At 55.4% G+C, this 18,306-nt stretch carries 17 protein-coding genes; 13 read left to right on the top strand and 4 right to left on the bottom strand.

What is annotated here, in order from left to right; translation table 11 throughout:
* Positions 1-91 precede the first annotated feature (91 nt).
* The 4 genes from cydD (at position 92) to infA (ending at position 4,827) form a co-directional block, all read left to right on the top strand.
* The gene (gene cydD, locus B880_RS0108760) at positions 92-1,837 is read left to right on the top strand and encodes a heme ABC transporter permease/ATP-binding protein CydD (RefSeq protein WP_017347017.1); all 1,746 of its coding nucleotides are present in this window, start codon (positions 92-94) and stop codon (positions 1,835-1,837) included.
* A complete protein-coding gene (cydC, locus tag B880_RS0108755) occupies positions 1,837-3,546 on the top strand; it encodes a heme ABC transporter ATP-binding protein/permease CydC (RefSeq protein ID WP_017347016.1) in 1,710 nt (569 codons plus the stop codon). Before cydD ends, cydC begins: the two co-directional genes overlap by 1 nt.
* A gap of 33 nt (positions 3,547-3,579) precedes the next feature.
* On the top strand, positions 3,580-4,272 hold the full coding sequence (aat, locus tag B880_RS0108750) for a leucyl/phenylalanyl-tRNA--protein transferase (RefSeq protein WP_026042510.1): 693 nt from the start codon (positions 3,580-3,582) through the stop codon (positions 4,270-4,272).
* Positions 4,273-4,608: 336 nt separating this feature from the next.
* Positions 4,609-4,827 carry a translation initiation factor IF-1 gene (gene infA, locus B880_RS0108745; RefSeq protein WP_002211347.1) on the top strand — a complete coding sequence of 73 codons (219 nt, stop codon included), beginning with the start codon at positions 4,609-4,611 and terminating at the stop codon, positions 4,825-4,827.
* A 156-nt stretch (positions 4,828-4,983) separates the two neighbouring features.
* Here infA and clpA read toward each other — a convergent pair whose 3' ends face one another.
* Both clpA and clpS read right to left on the bottom strand, forming a co-directional pair.
* Positions 4,984-7,260, bottom strand: a complete 2,277-nt coding sequence (gene clpA / locus B880_RS0108740; RefSeq protein ID WP_017347014.1) for an ATP-dependent Clp protease ATP-binding subunit ClpA — start codon at positions 7,258-7,260, stop codon at positions 4,984-4,986.
* A 58-nt stretch (positions 7,261-7,318) separates the two neighbouring features.
* Positions 7,319-7,639, bottom strand: a complete 321-nt coding sequence (gene clpS / locus B880_RS0108735) for an ATP-dependent Clp protease adapter ClpS (RefSeq protein ID WP_017347013.1) — start codon at positions 7,637-7,639, stop codon at positions 7,319-7,321.
* A 322-nt stretch (positions 7,640-7,961) separates the two neighbouring features.
* Here clpS and cspD point away from each other — a divergent pair, with 322 nt between their 5' ends.
* Entirely contained in the window at positions 7,962-8,183 is a 222-nt protein-coding gene (gene cspD, locus B880_RS0108730) for a cold shock-like protein CspD (RefSeq protein ID WP_017347012.1), read from the top strand.
* A gap of 82 nt (positions 8,184-8,265) precedes the next feature.
* On the opposite strand, the gene B880_RS0108725 is transcribed toward cspD, so the two are convergent.
* A complete protein-coding gene (locus B880_RS0108725; RefSeq protein WP_017347011.1) occupies positions 8,266-9,906 on the bottom strand; it encodes an ATP-dependent nuclease in 1,641 nt (546 codons plus the stop codon).
* A gap of 125 nt (positions 9,907-10,031) precedes the next feature.
* Here B880_RS0108725 and B880_RS0108720 point away from each other — a divergent pair, with 125 nt between their 5' ends.
* From B880_RS0108720 to ltaE, 3 genes are all read left to right on the top strand, one after another.
* Positions 10,032-10,931, top strand: a complete 900-nt coding sequence (locus B880_RS0108720; RefSeq protein WP_017347010.1) for a lysine exporter LysO family protein — start codon at positions 10,032-10,034, stop codon at positions 10,929-10,931.
* 68 nt (positions 10,932-10,999) lie between these two features.
* Positions 11,000-12,724, top strand: a complete 1,725-nt coding sequence (gene poxB / locus B880_RS0108715; RefSeq protein WP_017347009.1) for a ubiquinone-dependent pyruvate dehydrogenase — start codon at positions 11,000-11,002, stop codon at positions 12,722-12,724.
* A gap of 66 nt (positions 12,725-12,790) precedes the next feature.
* Positions 12,791-13,792 carry a low-specificity L-threonine aldolase gene (gene ltaE / locus B880_RS0108710; protein WP_017347008.1) on the top strand — a complete coding sequence of 334 codons (1,002 nt, stop codon included), beginning with the start codon at positions 12,791-12,793 and terminating at the stop codon, positions 13,790-13,792.
* Here the strand turns inward: ltaE and B880_RS0108705 are convergent.
* A complete protein-coding gene (locus B880_RS0108705) occupies positions 13,786-14,604 on the bottom strand; it encodes an N-acetylmuramoyl-L-alanine amidase (protein WP_017347007.1) in 819 nt (272 codons plus the stop codon). The two genes, ltaE and B880_RS0108705, sit on opposite strands and share 7 nt — an antisense overlap.
* Before the next feature lie 110 nt (positions 14,605-14,714).
* Between B880_RS0108705 and B880_RS0108700 the strand changes: the two genes are divergently transcribed.
* The 5 genes from B880_RS0108700 (at position 14,715) to artM (ending at position 18,298) form a co-directional block, all read left to right on the top strand.
* Positions 14,715-15,248, top strand: coding sequence for a lipoprotein (locus B880_RS0108700; protein ID WP_017347006.1), 534 nt, complete (start codon positions 14,715-14,717; stop codon positions 15,246-15,248).
* Between the two features lie 180 nt (positions 15,249-15,428).
* The gene (gene artP, locus B880_RS0108695; RefSeq protein ID WP_017347005.1) at positions 15,429-16,157 is read left to right on the top strand and encodes an arginine ABC transporter ATP-binding protein ArtP; all 729 of its coding nucleotides are present in this window, start codon (positions 15,429-15,431) and stop codon (positions 16,155-16,157) included.
* Positions 16,158-16,172: 15 nt separating this feature from the next.
* Entirely contained in the window at positions 16,173-16,907 is a 735-nt protein-coding gene (gene artJ, locus B880_RS0108690; protein ID WP_017347004.1) for an arginine ABC transporter substrate-binding protein, read from the top strand.
* Between the two features lie 6 nt (positions 16,908-16,913).
* A complete protein-coding gene (artQ, locus tag B880_RS0108685; protein ID WP_017347003.1) occupies positions 16,914-17,630 on the top strand; it encodes an arginine ABC transporter permease ArtQ in 717 nt (238 codons plus the stop codon).
* Positions 17,630-18,298: an arginine ABC transporter permease ArtM gene (gene artM, locus B880_RS0108680; RefSeq protein ID WP_017347002.1), complete on the top strand. Its 669-nt coding sequence runs from the start codon at positions 17,630-17,632 to the stop codon at positions 18,296-18,298. Before artQ ends, artM begins: the two co-directional genes overlap by 1 nt.
* Positions 18,299-18,306: the final 8 nt, after the last annotated feature.

Raw genomic sequence — 18,306 nt, 5'->3', positions numbered from 1 at the left:
CGCCTTTTTTATTGCCCTCGTGCTAGATTAACCCGCTAATTTCCAGGGGAAATTATCTCCTGACTCTTTTTTCTGGCTCGGGCAACGTTTAATGAACAAAACTCGACAGCAGGAACTTCTGCGCTGGCTGCGGCTACAGCGCCGCCACGGTGGGCACTGGCTGCACCTGACTTCATGTTTGGGCGTGGTCAGCGCTCTCTTGATCGTCTGGCAGGCCTGGCTGATAGCCAGCTTGCTGCAATACCTGATTATCGACAAGGTGCCCCGTACGGCTCTGGGTCCGGCGTTTCTCTGGCTGCTGGCCTGCTTTGTACTACGAGCATTGATTCAATACCTGCGCGATTTAGCCGGCTTCCGTGCCGGACTGGCTATTCGGCGCAAACTGCGTCAACAGGTACTCGATCGCCTTGCCTCTCTGGGCCCGGCATGGATCAAAGGAAAACCGGCGGGCAGTTGGGCTACGTTGCTGCTGGAACAGATTGAAGAGATGCAGGATTACTACGCACGCTACCTGCCGCAACTCTCACTCGCCGCCCTTATCCCCTGCATCATCCTGATTACCCTGTTTCCCCTCAACTGGGCCGCTGGATTAATTTTACTGGTTAGTGCTCCCCTGATTCCCTTCTTTATGGCCCTGGTGGGCATGGGAGCCGCAGAAGCAAACCGGCGTAATTTTCAGGCGCTGGCCCGTCTGAGTGGGGATTTTCTCGACCGCCTGCGTGGGCGTGATACCCTCCAACTATTTCATCGCACCACCGCTGAACAGCAGGCGATTGCCAACGCGAGTGAAGACTTCCGTAAACGCACCATGGAAGTGTTACGCCTCGCCTTTCTCTCCTCTGCGGTACTGGAGTTCTTCGCCTCACTGGCGATTGCCGTTGTCGCCGTCTATTTTGGTTTTTCCTATCTGGGCGAACTGAATTTTGGCCATTACGGCACCGGGGTAACGTTATTTTCCGGTTTTCTGGCTTTGATCCTGGCGCCTGAGTTTTTCCAGCCGCTGCGCGATCTCGGCACCTTTTATCATGCCAAGGCGCAAGCCGTTGGCGGCGCGGATGCCCTCCAGACGTTTATGGTGGAAGCGCCTGAGCCTGCAATCCCCACCTGCGATCCAGCCGTTCTGCCCCAGGCCCCTTTTCAGCTCGACGCGAAAGACCTGGTTGTCACCACCATTCACGGTAAAGCCCTGACTTCCGCGCTCAGTTTTACCCTTTCTCCTGGGGAAAGGGTGCTGCTGATTGGCGCTAGCGGCGCGGGAAAAAGTGCCCTGATGAACGTCCTGTTAGGCTTTTTGCCCTATAGCGGCTCACTCAAGGTCAATGGCACAGAGTTGCGCGATATTGCACGCGAACAGTGGCAACAGCATCTCGCATGGGTCGGGCAGAATCCGCAGTTGCCCGCGCCAACGCTACGGCAAAATATCGTGCTATCAGGCAACGAACAGCCGGAACGCCTGCAACAGGTGCTGGATCAAGCGGGGGTGAGTGAATTCCTCGCGCGCCTGCCCGCCGGTCTCGACAGTGCAACGGGCGATGCGGGCATAGGGCTTTCCGTGGGGCAGGCACAACGCGTTGCGGTGGCCCGAGCCTTGTATAAGCCAGCGGCCCTGCTGCTGCTGGATGAGCCTACCGCTAGCCTCGATCAACACAGCGAACGGCTGGTGATGCACGCTCTCGTACAAGCCGCTCAGCAGCAAACCACCTTGATGATCAGCCACGACCAGCGTGAAGTGCATCGCTGGGATCGCGTCTGGGTTATGCAGCAAGGAACATTTATTTTTCAAGGGCCTGCGGAATCGATGCCAGAGGCGCTGATGAATCATAAGGAGCTTGCGTAATGTGGTCACTGTTGCGCCTGTGGCGTCGTCATCCTGTGCGTCTGTCGCTCGGGATTGTGCTCGCGATACTCGCCCTGCTCGCTAGTATCGGCTTGTTGACCCTGTCCGGCTGGTTTCTTGCCGCCAGTGCCGTGGCTGGCAGTGCGGGGCTTTACAGTTTTAATTACATGCTGCCCGCTGCGGGTGTTCGCGGTGCAGCCATCATTCGCACCGCTGCTCGCTACGCAGAGCGGCTGGTCAGCCATGACGCTACCTTTCGCGTGTTGCAGCACCTGCGCGTGTTCACCTTCTCCCGCTTAATGGTACTGGCCCCTTTTCAGCTTGCCCGTTTTCGTCATGGCGATCTGCTGAGCCGTTTTGTTGCTGATGTGGATACTCTGGATCACCTCTATCTGCGCGTGATTGCGCCACTGGCAGGTGCACTGGTGGTGATTGTCAGCGTGAGCATCGGCCTGAGCCTGATTGATGTGCCGCTGGCTTTGACGCTGGGCGGCATTATGCTGCTCACCCTGCTGTTATTGCCCGCCTTGTTCTGGCGGCAAGCCAGACCATTGGGATACACCATTGGCAGCGCACGCAATCTCTGGCATCAGCAGCTGCTCCAGTGGCTGGAGGGCCAGGCTGAGCTCATGATTTACGGTGCCAGTGCTGCATGGCGTAAAGAGATCGATCAACAAGAACAGCGCTGGCAGCAGGCACAGCTCCAGCAGCAGCGATTGCAGGCAAAATCGCAGGCATTGCTGCTGCTGATAAGCGGCTGTACCGCAACCTTGCTGTTGTGGCTGGCAGCGGCTCAGGCGGACAAAGGACCGATAATGGCCCTGATGCTGTTTTGCGCCCTCGCCGCGTTCGAAGCGTTGGGTCCAGTGACGGCAGCATTTCTCCCGCTGGCACAGGTCATTAGCGCAGCGCAGCGCGTTAGCCAAATCACCCAACAATCTGCGGCGATGGTTTATCCCTCCACGCCACTGCCACAACATGCCGGGATGACCGTTGAACTCAATCATCTGCATTTCACCTGGCCTCAGCGTCTTGAACCAGTGCTTAACGACTTATGTTTGACGATCAACGCCGGTGAGCATGTGGCACTGCTCGGCCCAACGGGCTGTGGCAAGTCGACAATCTTAGCGTTACTCACTCGCCAGGCCGAGGCGGCATGCGGTGATATCCTGCTCAACCAGCAACCGATAACCCGCTGGGACGAAACCGCATTACGTCAACGCATCAGCGTAATGCCTCAACGCATCTATCTTTTCTCTCGTACACTGCGTGAAAATTTATTGATCGCGCGGCCAGATGCAAGTGACGAAAGGCTGTTGCAGGTGCTGGAACAGGTCGGTCTGCGCTATCTGGCAGAGGAGGATGAACAGTTGGATATGTGGATGGGTGATGGCGGTAGGCCATTGTCTGGCGGAGAGTTGCGGCGTATAGGCATTGCACGTGCCCTGTTACATGATGGCGATCTCTGGCTGCTGGATGAACCCACTGAAGGCCTGGACAGCCATACCGAACGCCAGATCCTCGACCTGATCTTCCGCGTCACCCAGGATAAAACGTTGTTAATGGTCACGCACCGCCTCACTCAGCTACATCAGTTGGATCGTATTTGTGTCATGGAGGCAGGCCAGTTAAGTGAACAGGGAACACACGACCTGTTAATCGCCAGTCAGGGGGATTACTGGCGTCTCCACAGGCGCTTTGCGCTATAGTCTATACGGAGATTAAACGGGTATGACAACACAATGAGACTGATACAGCTTTCACGAGAATCGCTCCATTTTCCGCCGCCGGAAATGGCATTACGCGAGCCAAATGGCCTGCTTGCTATGGGAGGCGACCTCTCCCCTGCCCGCCTGTTAAGCGCGTATAATAGCGGTATCTTCCCGTGGTTCTCCCCTGGCGATCCGATTTTATGGTGGTCACCCGACCCACGCGCCGTGCTGTTACCCGAAAACTTCCATCTCAGCCGCAGCATGAAGCGTTTTCACCAGCGCTCACCCTATCGCGTGACCATGAATCATGCCTTTGCGAGCGTTATTGAGGGCTGTGCCAGCCAGCGTGATGAAGGCACCTGGATCACTTTTGAGGTCAAACGGGCCTGGCTGCGTCTGTTTGAACTGGGCCATGCGCACTCGATTGAAGTCTGGCATCAGGATGCCCTGGTCGGCGGGATGTATGGCCTCTCTCTGGGAAAAATGTTTTGTGGTGAGTCGATGTTTAGCCGCAAAGAAAATGCCTCAAAAACTGCTTTACTGGTGTTTTGTCAGCACTTTTTACGCCATCAGGGCGTGTTAGTGGATTGTCAGGTGATTAACCCACACACGGCTTCACTCGGTGCGCAAGAGATTGGCCGCGTAGACTATTTACGTTATGTGCAGGAGCTGGCTTCTCAGTCTGTGGGCGTTGAATGTTGGCAAAAACAGACACTTTTTTAATCTGAGCAGATGTTTTGCACACATAAGCTCATATCGGTGATATAATATCGTCGTTTGGTATGTCGTTCGCACTTCGCCATAGCGAGCCGGAATTGCCAGGCTGGGAGATGAATACTCCCGGGGCCGTGTCACGTTATCCTGAAGAGGTGCTGCACAGCTTCTCAGCCCGCTAACTCCCCGCAGACGTCAACAACACCCGAATTTAACCCGAGATGCTCGCGCATAGCGCGTCGCACGGCGAAGCGTTGGCTAACCGCCAACGTTTCTTTACATAACTGATGGAATTCGGCATTATCTTGCCGGTTCAACTGACAGGTAGTCCACCCAGAGGATTCGATGGCCAAAGAAGACAATATTGAAATGCAGGGTACCGTACTTGATACGTTACCAAACACCATGTTTCGCGTAGAGCTTGAGAACGGACACGTGGTTACCGCTCATATCTCCGGTAAGATGCGCAAAAACTATATCCGCATCCTGACAGGCGACAAAGTGACTGTCGAACTGACCCCGTACGACCTGAGCAAAGGCCGCATTGTCTTCCGTAGTCGCTAAGATTTGCCCTGCTCACTGTGCTTCATCTGCCCTTTTCTCATCTGCTGAAAGGGTGCAGCGTCAGAGGCAAACAACTTCCCACTGATTGCCGCAGATAAAGCACAGAAAAAAGGCCGGAGAGCAATCTCCGGCCTTTTTGTTTTCCTGTATCACCGGTTAATGCACGGTGCCTTCCGTTTTACGCTTCTCAGCGCTGAGGAAGTGGTAGGTCAGTTGGTTGTTCTCTTTATCGAGTGCAACGGACACCGAGCCGCCATCCACCAGTGAACCAAACAGCAGTTCATTCGCCAGCGGTTTCTTCAGGCTTTCCTGCACGGTACGCGCCATTGGACGTGCGCCCATTGCGCGATCGTAGCCTTTCTCTGCCAGCCAGTCGCGGGCTTCATCACTGACTTCGAGCGACACGCCTTTGGCATCCAGCTGCACCTGCAGTTCGACAATAAACTTATCGACCACCAGATGAATCACCTCGGTAGAGAGGTGTTTGAACCAGATAATGTTGTCGAGACGGTTACGGAACTCTGGCGTAAAGATCTTTTTGATCTCTTCCATCGCATCCGTACTGTTGTCCTGATGAATCAGGCCAATGGATTTACGTTCGGTTTCACGCACGCCGGCGTTGGTGGTCATCACCAATACCACGTTGCGGAAGTCCGCTTTGCGACCGTTGTTATCGGTCAACATCCCGTTATCCATCACCTGCAGCAGCAGGTTGAACACGTCCGGGTGCGCTTTTTCGATCTCGTCCAGCAACACTACCGCGTGAGGATGCTTAATCACCGCATCCGTCAGCAGGCCGCCCTGGTCAAAACCAACATAGCCCGGAGGTGCACCAATCAAACGGCTGACCGTGTGGCGCTCCATGTATTCAGACATGTCAAAACGCAGCAGCTCAATACCCAGCGCTTTTGCCAGCTGCACCGTAACTTCGGTTTTACCTACGCCGGTTGGGCCAGCAAACAGGAAGGAACCGACCGGTTTGCGATCCTGGCTCAGACCCGCGCGGCTCATTTTGATGGCTTCGGTCAATGCTTCAATCGCATTGTCCTGACCAAAGACCAGCATTTTCAGGCGGTCGCCGAGGTTTTTCAACGTATCGCGATCGCTGGCTGACACGCTTTGCTCTGGAATACGAGCAATACGCGCCACCACTGATTCAATATCCGCCACGTTAACGGTTTTTTTGCGTTTGCTGACCGGAAGCAGACGCGCACGTGCGCCCGCTTCATCAATCACGTCAATCGCCTTGTCTGGCAGATGACGATCGTTGATGTATTTCACTGCCAGCTCAACCGCAGCACGAATCGCTTTCGCCGTGTAACGCACGTCGTGGTGCGCTTCATATTTCGGTTTCAGACCGTTCAGGATCTGCACCGTTTCTTCAGCGGAAGGCTCGGTGATGTCTATTTTCTGGAAACGACGCGCCAGCGCACGATCTTTTTCGAAGATGTTGCTGAACTCCTGATAGGTGGTTGAGCCCATCACACGGATTTTACCGCTGGAGAGCAGCGGCTTGATCAGATTCGCCGCATCAACCTGGCCACCAGAAGCCGCACCCGCACCAATGATGGTGTGGATCTCATCGATGAACAGAATACTGTTGGTATCCTGTTCAAGCTGTTTCAGCAGCGCTTTAAAGCGTTTTTCGAAATCACCACGGTATTTGGTTCCCGCCAGCAGTGAACCGATATCCAGCGAGTAAATGGTGCAATCCTGCATCACTTCTGGCACGTCACCCTGCACGATACGCCAGGCGAGCCCTTCGGCAATCGCGGTTTTACCCACGCCAGATTCACCCACTAACAGCGGGTTATTTTTACGGCGGCGGCACAGCACCTGAATGGTACGTTCCAGTTCCTTGTCACGACCAATCAGCGGGTCGATCCCGCCAACGCGTGCAAGCTGATTGAGATTGGTGGTGAAGTTTTCCATACGTTCCTCCCCGCCTGCTTGCTCTTCGTTAACTGGATTTTCCGCATTCGGAGCCTGAGAAGGCTCATCTTTGCGTGTGCCGTGAGAGATGAAGTTCACTACGTCGAGACGACTGACTTCATGTTTGCGCAGCAGATAGGCAGCCTGTGACTCCTGCTCGCTGAAAATGGCGACCAGCACATTCGCGCCGGAGACTTCGCTACGGCCGGATGACTGAACGTGGAAGACCGCACGCTGGAGCACGCGCTGGAAGCTGAGCGTAGGCTGTGTATCACGCTCTTCTTCGCTGGCAGGCAGCACAGGTGTGGTTTGTTCGATGAAGGTTTCAAGTTCCTGCCGCAGCGCCACAATATCCACCGAGCAAGCTTCTAATGCTTCCCGGGCAGATGGGTTACTGAGCAAAGCCAGTAACAGGTGCTCGACGGTCATAAACTCATGACGGTGCTCACGCGCTCTGGCGAAAGCCATATTTAAACTGAGTTCCAGTTCTTGATTGAGCATAAGGCACCTCCCCCAATTATCGCTCTGACGACCTCACCCTAACACTATGGGGACGGTCTCAGGCTTTTTCCAGCGTACACAGCAACGGATGTTGGTTTTCCCGTGCGTATCTGTTCACCATCGCCACTTTGGTTTCAGCTACCTCTGCAGTAAATACACCACAAATTGCCTTCCCCTGGTAGTGAACATTCAGCATCAGTTGCGTTGCACGTTCAACATCATAAGAAAAGAACTTTTGCAGAACGTCAACAACAAATTCCATTGGCGTATAGTCATCATTGTTCAATATGACTTTATACATGGAAGGCGGCTTTAATCCTTCACGTGTTTTTTCTTCGGCCAGGTGTTCGAAGTTAAGCCAGTCGTTCGTGTTTGCCATAATGTTCCGTTCAAATTCTGTACGTTGCGTCCGGGTGGCATCCACCCCTGATTACAGTTTAACACGTCCGTCAGGCCCATTTTCAATCCGGCAAAAAACAGCACCAAATGGCTCGACGCGACCTGTATCACAAAATTCGCAATAGCGTTAACTGCTTCAAATTTTGAGCAATTTCTCTCATTCCAGCGCCGTGGATTGCTTGACGCCCTCTGCGGTTTATCTACATTCTACTGACATATGCTGATTGAGATTTAAACAGTCTCGACTCACAGCGGCAATGACTTCACCTGTTTAACAACTGTACTGCGAGGGAAGTAAAAGCATGGAGACGGGAACAGTTAAATGGTTCAATAACGCCAAAGGTTTTGGCTTTATCTGCCCGCTTGGTGGCGGTGATGATATCTTCGCGCACTACTCCACCATTCAGATGGAGGGATACCGCACCTTGAAAGCCGGACAGCGCGTGCAATTTGCTGTCCATCAGGGACCAAAAGGCAATCATGCCAGCCTGATTGTGCCAGAAGAAACGCAGGCCGTTGCCTGAAATACGCCCCCTGTATTCTGACCATCCCGAAGCTAAAATGCCAGCCAAAGCCGCTGGCATTTTTCTGTTTTTTGCGTTTTTTTTAATCAGCCTTGCCGCGTGCCAGCCACATCACCCGGGCAAACAAACTGTTGAGCAGCGGCGGAATGGCCGAAGGCCCACGTTCAGCGGCTGACATCGCAACCGCTATCGCCAGTTCCGGTTTAGATGCATGATGAATGGCTTTGGTAATAATACGCCGGGCGTTCATTGGCACGTTTGACGGCAGGTGCGCGACCTCCCGGTAAACCTCGCTGAACCCCTGACGATAAAGGAAATTCTCCATATCCAGCGCGGGCAGCTGCGTCAGATGATCGTCCTCGGTTTCGCCATGTTGCAGTTGGCCACGCGCGCTGGCCGCATATTTTTTTCCGGCGTCATCGCCATCCGTCAGCACATGCCAGGCAATCCCCATACGCCGGGCAAATTTGAGCAGTGGACGCAGGCCAGACTGCGCAAATTCAATCACCTTCACGCCTTCGGCGGCAAAGTGATAACCGCGCTGCCGCGCCAGCTCATTGATAATCCACACTTCCGTTTCTCCCTCCACCAGTAACCAGCAGCGGGCAAACAACGCCGAAGGCCGATTGACGCGAATGTGGAAACCGATGCGGCGGCTCTCCTCCGCACTCAATCCTTCCGGGCCAATGCGCCATGCCGTAACGCGTTCAGCTTCACGCACCAGACGACAAACATTTTCCACCGGCACCTGCGAGAGCAGTTCTGAAGAGTTAGTGGTCGCAATCTTTTGCAGCGGCAACATCTCCAGCAGATTCCAGGTCACCGAGAGCATGATGGGATGCAGGCGCGTTTCTGGATCTTCAATCAGCAAAAGTGGCTGAGACCCCGGCGCCAGTGCATCACTGCCCCGCGCCTGCAACAGCAACGAAAACATGCGCAGTAAAATCAGCTGATGGCTGCGAGAGTCCGTTTCACCGATCAATTGATTAAGCTGGTCAAGGGAGCGCCAACCCGCTTCCCCTTTGCGTCGCTGCGGAGCAACGCGTGCCACCGGGGTACTGGCATCTGCAGGTTGCACCAGAAAATAGTGTTCCAGTAGCTGTTGCAGCGTCTGCAATCCCTGACGCAGCATGTCATCCGTCAGGTGCTGCGGGCGCGTCATGAGCTCGCGCATCAACGCCTCAGCCTCTGTGGCGAGGCTATTCACTTCCGGTTCTGGTGCAACATCGCTGGCGCGGGAACGGCGGCTAAAGCGGGCATCACGCAGGCGCAGCACCGGAGAGCGGCGAATCAGTTGCTGAATCCCCGGCGCGGTACCGGCCTCGGGTAGCACATCGCCACGCGCGTCAAGAAAGCGGCGTGAGGTAAAGACACCTTCATCCCGCCGCCGACCCTGAACGCTGTAGTAGAGCAGACGCCCCCCGTCTTCCGCCTGTTGCCAGAACGACGCTAACGCCGTTTCGTGATCGTCTGGCCCGGCGCGGAAACAGAATACAATGCGCAAACGGCGCATCTGAGCCTCCAGCTCGCCCGGCGGAAAGTGAAAATCATGGGCGGTAAACTGATAGGGCGTGGACTGCGGTGAGAGTAACAGGGTTAACGCATCCAGCAGGCTGGATTTACCCCAGGCATTCTCACCGATAAGCAGATTGGTTGAGGTCAGGGGCAGCGAAAGATGGCTGATACCGCGAAAGCCGGTAATTTCGATATGTTCCAGAATCATGGCGACGTCCTGTGTTTTTTTTCAGCATGAACGGTGCCTGCAAGGTGGTCAAGTTACTGGTGTGAAAGCCTTTACTCCATCACTGTTTTTCGCTAGCGTGTGCGCCTCTCAACAAGGATGATGCTATGTATACCGGGCTGTTAATTATTTTGCTGCCGCTGATTATCGGCTGGCTGCTACCGTTCCGTCACCCTCGCCTGCTGCACGTTGTGAATCGCGCACTGAGTTATATGGTGTATGTGATTCTGTTCTTTATGGGCATCAGCCTCGCATTTCTCGATAACCTCAGCAGCAATCTGGTGCGCGTGTTCCACACTGCACTGATCTGCGCGGTCTGTATTCTCTTGTGCAACCTGCTCGCGCTGTGGCTGTGGGAGAAGCGCCAGCCGTGGCAGCATAACCATCGTCAGGAGCAGTTGCCGTCACGCCTGAAAATGGCGCTGGACTCGCTGCAACTTTGTGCCGTAGTGGTGCTTGGCTTCCTGCTCGGCCTGACGCAGTGGCCCTTGCTGCACCATGCCACCGCAGCGGGGGAATATGCCTTAATGTGCCTGCTGTTGCTGGTGGGGATCCAACTGCGCGGCAGCGGCATGACCTTACGCCAGATTGTGATCAACCGCCGGGGCATGACGATCGCGGCGGTAGTGACACTCAGTGCACTGGTCGGTGGTATGATCGCCGCACTGATTCTGGGTTTACCACTGAAAACCGGACTGGCGCTGGGCAGCGGCATGGGCTGGTACTCCATTTCCGGTATTCTGATGACCGAAGGCTTTGGCCCGGTGCTTGGCAGTGCCGCCTTTTTCAACGATCTGATCCGCGAGTTAGTCGCAATTATCCTGATCCCACCGTTAATTCAGCGCCATCGCACGCTGGCGTTAGGGATCAGCGGAGCCACCTCAATGGACTTTACCCTGCCGGTGCTGCAACGGGCCGGAGGCAGTGAAATTGTCCCCGCCGCCATTGTGCACGGCTTTATTACCAGCCTGCTGGCCCCCATTCTGATCGCGCTGTTTTCTGGCTAGTCACCTCGACTGAACTAAGCTTCTTGTCTGCGGCCCTGCAATGGGCCGCTAAAATAAGGAGCCTAGAGATGAAACAACAGACCGTTGCTGCACTGCTTGCCAAAACCCTTGAGAGCGCTGGCGTTGAGCGCATCTGGGGCGTCACCGGGGACTCACTCAACGGGCTGAGTGACAGCCTGAATCGCATGGGTACCATTCAGTGGATGCCCACCCGCCATGAAGAAGTGGCGGCCTTCGCCGCAGGCGCTGAAGCACAAATCAGCGGCAAACTGGCGGTCTGCGCCGGTTCTTGCGGGCCGGGCAATCTCCATTTGATTAACGGCCTGTTCGACTGCCACCGCAACCGCGTGCCGGTGCTCGCCATTGCGGCACATATTCCCTCCAGCGAGATTGGCAGCGGCTATTTCCAGGAGACCCACCCGCAGGAACTGTTCCGCGAATGCAGCCATTACTGTGAGCTCGTCTCAAACCCGGAACAGCTCCCGCAGGTACTGGGGATTGCCATGCGCAAGGCAATCCTTGAACGCGGTGTCTCTGTCATTGTGTTACCGGGGGATATCGCCCTGAAACCCGCGCCAGAACATGCCAGCGCCAGCTGGTATCCGCCCGCACTGCCGCAGGTGGTTCCCGCCGCTCACCAACTTGAACAGCTGGTTGAGGCGCTGAATCAGGCACACAACATTACGCTGATGTGCGGCAGCGGCTGTGCCGAGGCCCATCAGCAGGTGGTGCAACTTGCCGCCCGCCTTCATGCGCCGGTGGTGCACGCGCTGCGCGGTAAAGAACACATTGAATACGACAACCCGTATGATGTGGGCATGACCGGGCTGATTGGCTTCTCATCCGGGTTCCACGCCATGATGAATGCCGACACCGTCGTGCTGCTCGGCACCCAGTTCCCCTATCGGGCTTTCTATCCCACCGATGCCAAAATCATTCAGATTGATATCAACCCAGGCAGCCTGGGGGCGCATAGCCACGTTGATTTGGCTCTGGTGGGGGATATCAAAGCCACCCTGCAACAGATTCTGCCCCAACTGCGTGAACAGCAGGATCGTTCCCACCTCGACAGCGCACTGACGCACTACCGCGATGCGCGCCAGGGACTGGACGACCTCGCCACGGCCAATGATAAACAGGCTATTCATCCTCAGTATCTGGCACAGCAAATCAGCCGTTATGCCGCTGAAGATGCGATTTTCACCTGTGATGTCGGCACCCCAACCGTGTGGGCCGCACGCTATTTGAAGATGAACGGCAAGCGCCGCCTGATAGGTTCGTTTAACCACGGTTCGATGGCAAACGCCATGCCGCAGGCGCTGGGCGCACAGTCGCTGAATAAACAGCGCCAGGTGGTCGCACTGTGCGGCGATGGCGGGTTCAGTATGCTGATGGGGGATTTCCTCTCGCTGGCACAGTTGCAGCTCCCGGTTAAGCTGGTGATTTTTAATAACAGCGTACTGGGTTTTGTCGCTATGGAGATGAAGGCGGGCGGCTATCTGACCGATGGCACTGAGTTGCATAATCCCAACTTTGCCGCCATGGCAGAAGCCTGCGGCGTGAAAGGCATTCGGGTGGAAAAAGCCTCACAGGTGGATGAAGCCTTACAGCAGGCTTTTGCCCATCCGGGTCCGGTGTTAGTGGATGTCGTCACCGCCAGTGAAGAGCTGGCGATCCCGCCGCAGATCAAGCTGGAGCAGGCCAAAGGCTTCAGCCTGTATATGCTGCGCGCGATCATGAACGGGCGCGGTGACGAGGTGGTTGAGCTGGCAAAAACGAACTGGTTAAGGTAAGAAAGAAGGACGTATCTGATAAGCAATTGCGGGCCAACAAAGCCCGCTTTTTACAGGGAGAGCCATGTGATCGATCTACGCAGTGATACCGTAACCCGCCCCAGTACCGCGATGCTGGAGGTCATGCACCATGCCGCCACCGGTGATGATGTCTACCGTGATGACCCTACCGTCAATGCACTGGAAGTGGAGGCTGCCCGGTTAAGCGGCAAAGCCGCTGCACTGTTTTTCCCCACTGGCACCCAGGCCAACCTGGTTGCGCTGTTAAGTCACTGTCAGCGCGGCGATGAGTATATCGTTGGTCAGCAGGCCCATAACTACAAGTATGAAGCGGGAGGTGCGGCAGTCCTTGGCAGCATTCAACCGCAACCGGTACTGGCGGCGGCCGATGGTACTCTTCCCCTTGATGTGGTGGCGGCCGCGATCAAACCCGATGATATCCATTTTGCCCGTACCCGCCTGTTGAGCCTGGAAAATACCCATCACGGCAAAGTGCTGCCGCTGGAGTATCTGCAACAGGCGTGGCAATTCACGCGCGAAAAACAGCTGGCGCTGCACATTGATGGGGCGCGTATTTTTAACGCCGTGGTGGCGCAGGGTGTGACGTTAGAAGAGATTGCCCGTTACTGCGATACCCTGACCATCTGCCTGTCGAAGGGACTGGGCACGCCAGTGGGTTCGCTGTTGTGCGGTGACCGTGAGTATATCGAACGCGCACGCCGCTGGCGCAAAATGGTTGGTGGTGGCATGCGCCAGGCCGGTATTCTGGCCGCAGCCGGGCTGTATGCGCTGGAACACAACGTTGCCCGCTTGCAGGAAGATCATGACAACGCGGCGTGGCTGGCGGAGCAGTTGCAGGATCTCGGGCTGGAAGTAACTGAACAGCACACCAACATGGTGTTTGTCCGCGTCCCCGTGCAGCAGATCACTGCGCTCAGCGACTGGATGTCGCAGCGCGATGTGCTGTTCAGCGTCAGCGCTGTGACCCGCCTGGTCACCCATCTGGATGTTGACCGTGCGGCACTGCAAACCTTAGTGAATCACTGGCGCGACTTCCTGCATCAGTAAGGCCCGTACTTCTCCAGTAGCGCCTGCGCAATTGCCAGCGTCTCGGCATCAGCATTGCCGCGATAATCTGCCGGGCGGAAGTGCATTTGAAACGCCGCAATCAGCTGCTGTTGCTGATGCGGCGTGACGGCCGCAGCGGTGTTATAACCGTAGCGTCCCAGCACCTTTAACAGTTCAGCCGCGTCCACTGGCGTGTTTGCCGCCTGGCCGTGCAGCAACACCGCGACCCGACTGGCATCAGGCCAGGCACCAATCCCCTGCTGCGCCAGCTGCTGCCACGGAAATAGCGGGCCTGGGTCCTGTTTTCTTCCCGGTGCAATATCGCTGTGCCCCACAATATTTTCCGGAGAAATCGCGTAACGCCGGGTAATATCCTGCACCAGCGCGGCCAGTGCCCGGATCTGATCCGGCGTGAAGGCCTGCCAGCGCAGCCCGGTTAGCGTGCGTTGATAGCCACTGTTGACCAGTTCAATCCCAATCGAGGTGTCGTTGATGCGGCTGGCTCCACGCCAGAAGCTGCTGCCCGCGTGCCATGCCAGCTGTTCTTCCGGCACCAGTTGCCATATCACCCCCTGCCCGTCTCGCTGCGGCGGCTGACGTGGGATCAGGTAATGCACGCTGACCTCGCGATCGGTGAGTGTGGCAAGCGAGCTGGCAAAATCTTCGGCGGTGTAGTGAATCACCACCACTTTAATGCGCGGGCGTGCGCCTTGTGCCGGGTGGGTGACATCCACCCAATAGCCGTTACGGCTCTCAATCCCCGCGTGGCAACCGACCAGTAATAAACTCAGTAATAACAACAGCCGCTTCAATCCTGCTCCTTGGGGAGAAAATGGGCGATGACACACCGCATGTAAAAACCGGTGACTATACTTTAGGCAAAAAGTTGTGCACTGCACCCCGAGCCTGATAAGGATTTTTCATGAAAAACCGTTTGTATGGACTTTTACTCCCGGCCACTCTGCTGCTCTCCGCCTGTACTACCGTTGAGCCTGTCATCAAAGACAATGGGCCGCGCACCGCCGCCTGTATTGATGGCGGCCCGGACAGCGTGGCCCAGCAGTTTTACGATTTACGCCTGCAAACCTTAAATCAGGGCATCCCCAATAGCCAGACGCTGGCCCGCTACCGCCCTTACCTGAGTGACAAACTTTATCAGCAGCTAAGCCAGGTAGCAGCACAAAATCCGGCCCTGCGCGGCGATCTGTTCTCCAGTTCAGCACAGGGACCCACGGAAGCCAGCGTAGCTGATGCTTCAACCATCCCTAACCGCGATGCCCGTAACATCCCGCTGCGCGTCGATCTCTCCCGGCAAAACCAGCACTGGCAGGATGAGGTCGCGATGATCCATGAAGGCAACTGCTGGGTAGTTAATGATGTGCGCTATTTAGGTGCCGGACCGCATCTGGGTGGCAGCTTGTCACAACTGCTGGAAAATCAGACAAAAAAACAGTAAACGCATGAATATCTACATTTAATTGATTATGCACTTTTGGTCGCTTAGCAAAATCAGCGATATATTGTGCTACAAATATGCTGCTTAAATTACATTTCATAAATTTTAACCCACCACAATTGCATAACTATTCTGGTGACGTTAAAATTTGCGACATCAATTGCTATTCAATTTCGGCGCATGAGTATTCAACTAAACGCGATTAACTGCTATTACGGTGCCCACCAGGCACTGTTCGACATCAACCTGGAATGTCCGCAAGGGGAAACCCTGGTCCTGCTCGGCCCAAGCGGCGCGGGGAAAAGTTCGCTGTTACGCGTTCTGAATCTGCTGGAACAGCCACGCTCCGGTACCTTACAGATCGCAGGGAATACCTTCGATTTCAGTAAGAAACCGGGGGATGCGGCGATCCGTGAGCTGCGCCAAAACGTCGGGATGGTCTTCCAGCAATACAATCTGTGGCCACACCTGAGCGTGTTGCAGAACCTGATTGAGGCACCTTGCCGGGTGCTTGGCTTGAGCAAACAGGCTGCTGAGGCACGCGCGGCAAAGCTGCTCGATCGCCTGCGCCTCACGCCGTTTGCCGACCGTTTCCCGTTACACCTCTCCGGTGGTCAGCAACAGCGTGTTGCCATTGCGCGCGCACTGATGATGGAACCCCAGGTGCTGCTGTTTGATGAACCTACCGCCGCGCTGGACCCTGAAATCACCGCGCAAATTGTCAATATCATTCGCGAGCTGTCTGAAACCAACATCACGCAAGTCATCGTGACCCACGAAGTGGAAGTGGCGAGAAAAACCGCCAGCCGCGTGGTGTACATGGAAAATGGTCACATCGTTGAACAAGGCGATGCCAGCCGGTTTACACAGCCGCAGACTGAAGCCTTTGCCCACTATCTTTCGCATTAATTAAGGATGCTGTTGATGAAAAAAATCTTCCTGGCCGCACTGCTGACAGCAGTAAGCCTGAGTGCCTCTGCGGCGCAGACCATCCGTTTTGCTACGGAAGCGTCTTATCCTCCGTTTGAGTATGTGGATGCAGACAACAAGATTCAGGGCTTTGATGTCGATCTGGCGATGGCGCTGTGTAAACAGATTGATGCCACCTGTACGTTTACCAATCAGGCCTTTGACAGCCTGATCCCGAGCCTGAAGTTCCGCCGTTTTGATGCAGTCATGGCAGGGATGGATATCACCCCGGATCGTGAAAAGCAGGTGCTGTTCACCAAGCCTTACTATGACAACTCCGCACTGTTTATTGCGCAGAAGGGCAAAGTGGCCGATGTTGCCGCACTCAAAGGTAAACGTGTTGGTGTGCAAAACGGCACAACGCACCAGAAGTACCTGAGCGATAAACACAGCGACATCACCATCGTGCCTTACGACAGCTACCAGAATGCGGTGCTGGATCTGAAAAATGGCCGTATTGATGCTGTATTCGGTGACACAGCCGTGGTCAATGAGTGGCTGAAACAGAACGCCACGACGCTGGCGAGTGTGGGCGATAAAGTCACCGATAAAGCCTACTTCGGCACCGGCCTCGGCATTGCGGTACGTCAGGGCAACAGCGATCTCCAGAGCAAGTTCAATACCGCCCTGGATAAGATCAAAGCAGATGGCACCTACAAAACCATCTACAGCAAATGGTTCCCGCAGTAATCCGCTATGAATGAATTGATTTCTCTCGCAAGCGCCGCCGGGATGACCGTCGGCCTTGCTGTTTGCGCACTTATCGCCGGCCTTGTGCTGGCGATGATTTTTGCTGGCTGGGAGTCCGCTCGCTGGCGGCCTCTGGCGTGGGTAGGTACCGGGCTGGTGACGCTGATTCGCGGGTTACCGGAAATTCTGGTGGTGCTGTTTATCTACTTCGGTGCCTCGCAACTGCTGCTAACTCTGTCGGACGGTTTCACCATTAACCTTGCCGTGGTGAAGATCCCGGTGCAGGTGCAGATTGAAAACTTCGATGTCAGTCCCTTCTTGTGCGGTGTGATCGCGCTGGCCATGCTCTACTCAGCCTATGCTTCACAAACCCTGCGTGGTGCCCTCAAAGCGGTACCGCAAGGTCAGTGGGAGTCGGGCCAGGCCTTGGGCATGAAAAAGTCCGCTATCTTCCTGCGCCTGATCATGCCGCAAATGTGGCGTCATGCCCTGCCAGGCCTGGGTAATCAGTGGCTGGTACTGTTGAAAGATACTGCCTTAGTGTCACTGATCAGCGTCAACGATCTGATGCTGCAAACCAAAAGTATCGCGACCCGAACTCAGCAGCCGTTTACCTGGTACCTGATTGCTGCCGCGATCTACCTGGTGATCACCTTGCTGAGCCAACAGGTGTTGAAACGTATTGAACAGCGCGCCACGCGCTTTGAACAAGGCCACGGCTGATGCTGGACTATATTCCCGAACTTCTGAAAGGGTTGCAGACCAGCCTGACGCTGACCGTTGTTTCCCTGCTGGCAGCATTGGTGCTGTCACTGCTGATCACCATCGTGCTGTCTCTCAAAGTGCCGGTGTTGCAACAGATTGCGCGCGGCTACATCACGCTGTTCACTGGCACGCCACTGCTGGTACAGATTTTCCTGATCTACTACGGCCCGGGCCAGTTCACCTCACTGCAACAGGTTCCGTGGCTCTGGCATCTGCTGTCTCAGCCGTGGTTGTGTGCCATGCTGGCACTGTCACTCAACAGTGCTGCCTACACCACCCAGCTGTTTTATGGTGCCGTTAAAGCCATTCCGTCCGGGCAGTGGCAATCCTGTGCAGCGTTGGGCATGAGCCGGAAAGATACCCTGCATATTCTGCTGCCTTACGCCTTTAAGCGTGCCCTCTCCTCCTACTCCAACGAAGTGGTATTGGTGTTTAAAGGGACGTCTCTGGCGTACACCATCACGTTGATGGAAGTGATGGGCCACGGGCAGTTGCTGTATGGCCGCACCTATGATGTTACGGTGTATGTCGCCGCAGGCCTGGTGTATCTGTGCGTGAATGGTTTACTGACCTTGATGATGCGTTTGATTGAGCGTCGCGCGCTGGCATTTGAGCGACGGAACTAAAGCTAAGG

The organism is Pantoea sp. A4 (genome assembly GCF_000295955.2).
Classification (GTDB): domain Bacteria; phylum Pseudomonadota; class Gammaproteobacteria; order Enterobacterales; family Enterobacteriaceae; genus Pantoea; species Pantoea multigeneris.
The sequence above is the reverse complement of the archived record's forward strand: the minus strand, read 5'-3'. Positions and strand labels throughout refer to the sequence as shown.

Bases quoted from the DNA above. Each gene is read 5' to 3' on its own strand.
- clpS (WP_017347013.1), bottom strand. From the start codon at position 7,639: ATGGCAAACACGAACGACTGGCTTAACTTCGAACACCTGGCCGAAGAA.
- B880_RS0108700 (WP_017347006.1), top strand. From the start codon at position 14,715: ATGAAAAACCGTTTGTATGGACTTTTACTCCCGGCCACTCTGCTGCTC.
- artM (WP_017347002.1), top strand. From the start codon at position 17,630: ATGCTGGACTATATTCCCGAACTTCTGAAAGGGTTGCAGACCAGCCTG.
- aat (WP_026042510.1), top strand. From the start codon at position 3,580: ATGAGACTGATACAGCTTTCACGAGAATCGCTCCATTTTCCGCCGCCG.
- cydD (WP_017347017.1), top strand. From the start codon at position 92: ATGAACAAAACTCGACAGCAGGAACTTCTGCGCTGGCTGCGGCTACAG.
- poxB (WP_017347009.1), top strand. From the start codon at position 11,000: ATGAAACAACAGACCGTTGCTGCACTGCTTGCCAAAACCCTTGAGAGC.
- infA (WP_002211347.1), top strand. From the start codon at position 4,609: ATGGCCAAAGAAGACAATATTGAAATGCAGGGTACCGTACTTGATACG.
- cydC (WP_017347016.1), top strand. From the start codon at position 1,837: ATGTGGTCACTGTTGCGCCTGTGGCGTCGTCATCCTGTGCGTCTGTCG.
- clpA (WP_017347014.1), bottom strand. From the start codon at position 7,260: ATGCTCAATCAAGAACTGGAACTCAGTTTAAATATGGCTTTCGCCAGA.
- artP (WP_017347005.1), top strand. From the start codon at position 15,429: ATGAGTATTCAACTAAACGCGATTAACTGCTATTACGGTGCCCACCAG.
- B880_RS0108725 (WP_017347011.1), bottom strand. From the start codon at position 9,906: ATGATTCTGGAACATATCGAAATTACCGGCTTTCGCGGTATCAGCCAT.
- artQ (WP_017347003.1), top strand. From the start codon at position 16,914: ATGAATGAATTGATTTCTCTCGCAAGCGCCGCCGGGATGACCGTCGGC.
- B880_RS0108720 (WP_017347010.1), top strand. From the start codon at position 10,032: ATGTATACCGGGCTGTTAATTATTTTGCTGCCGCTGATTATCGGCTGG.
- artJ (WP_017347004.1), top strand. From the start codon at position 16,173: ATGAAAAAAATCTTCCTGGCCGCACTGCTGACAGCAGTAAGCCTGAGT.
- cspD (WP_017347012.1), top strand. From the start codon at position 7,962: ATGGAGACGGGAACAGTTAAATGGTTCAATAACGCCAAAGGTTTTGGC.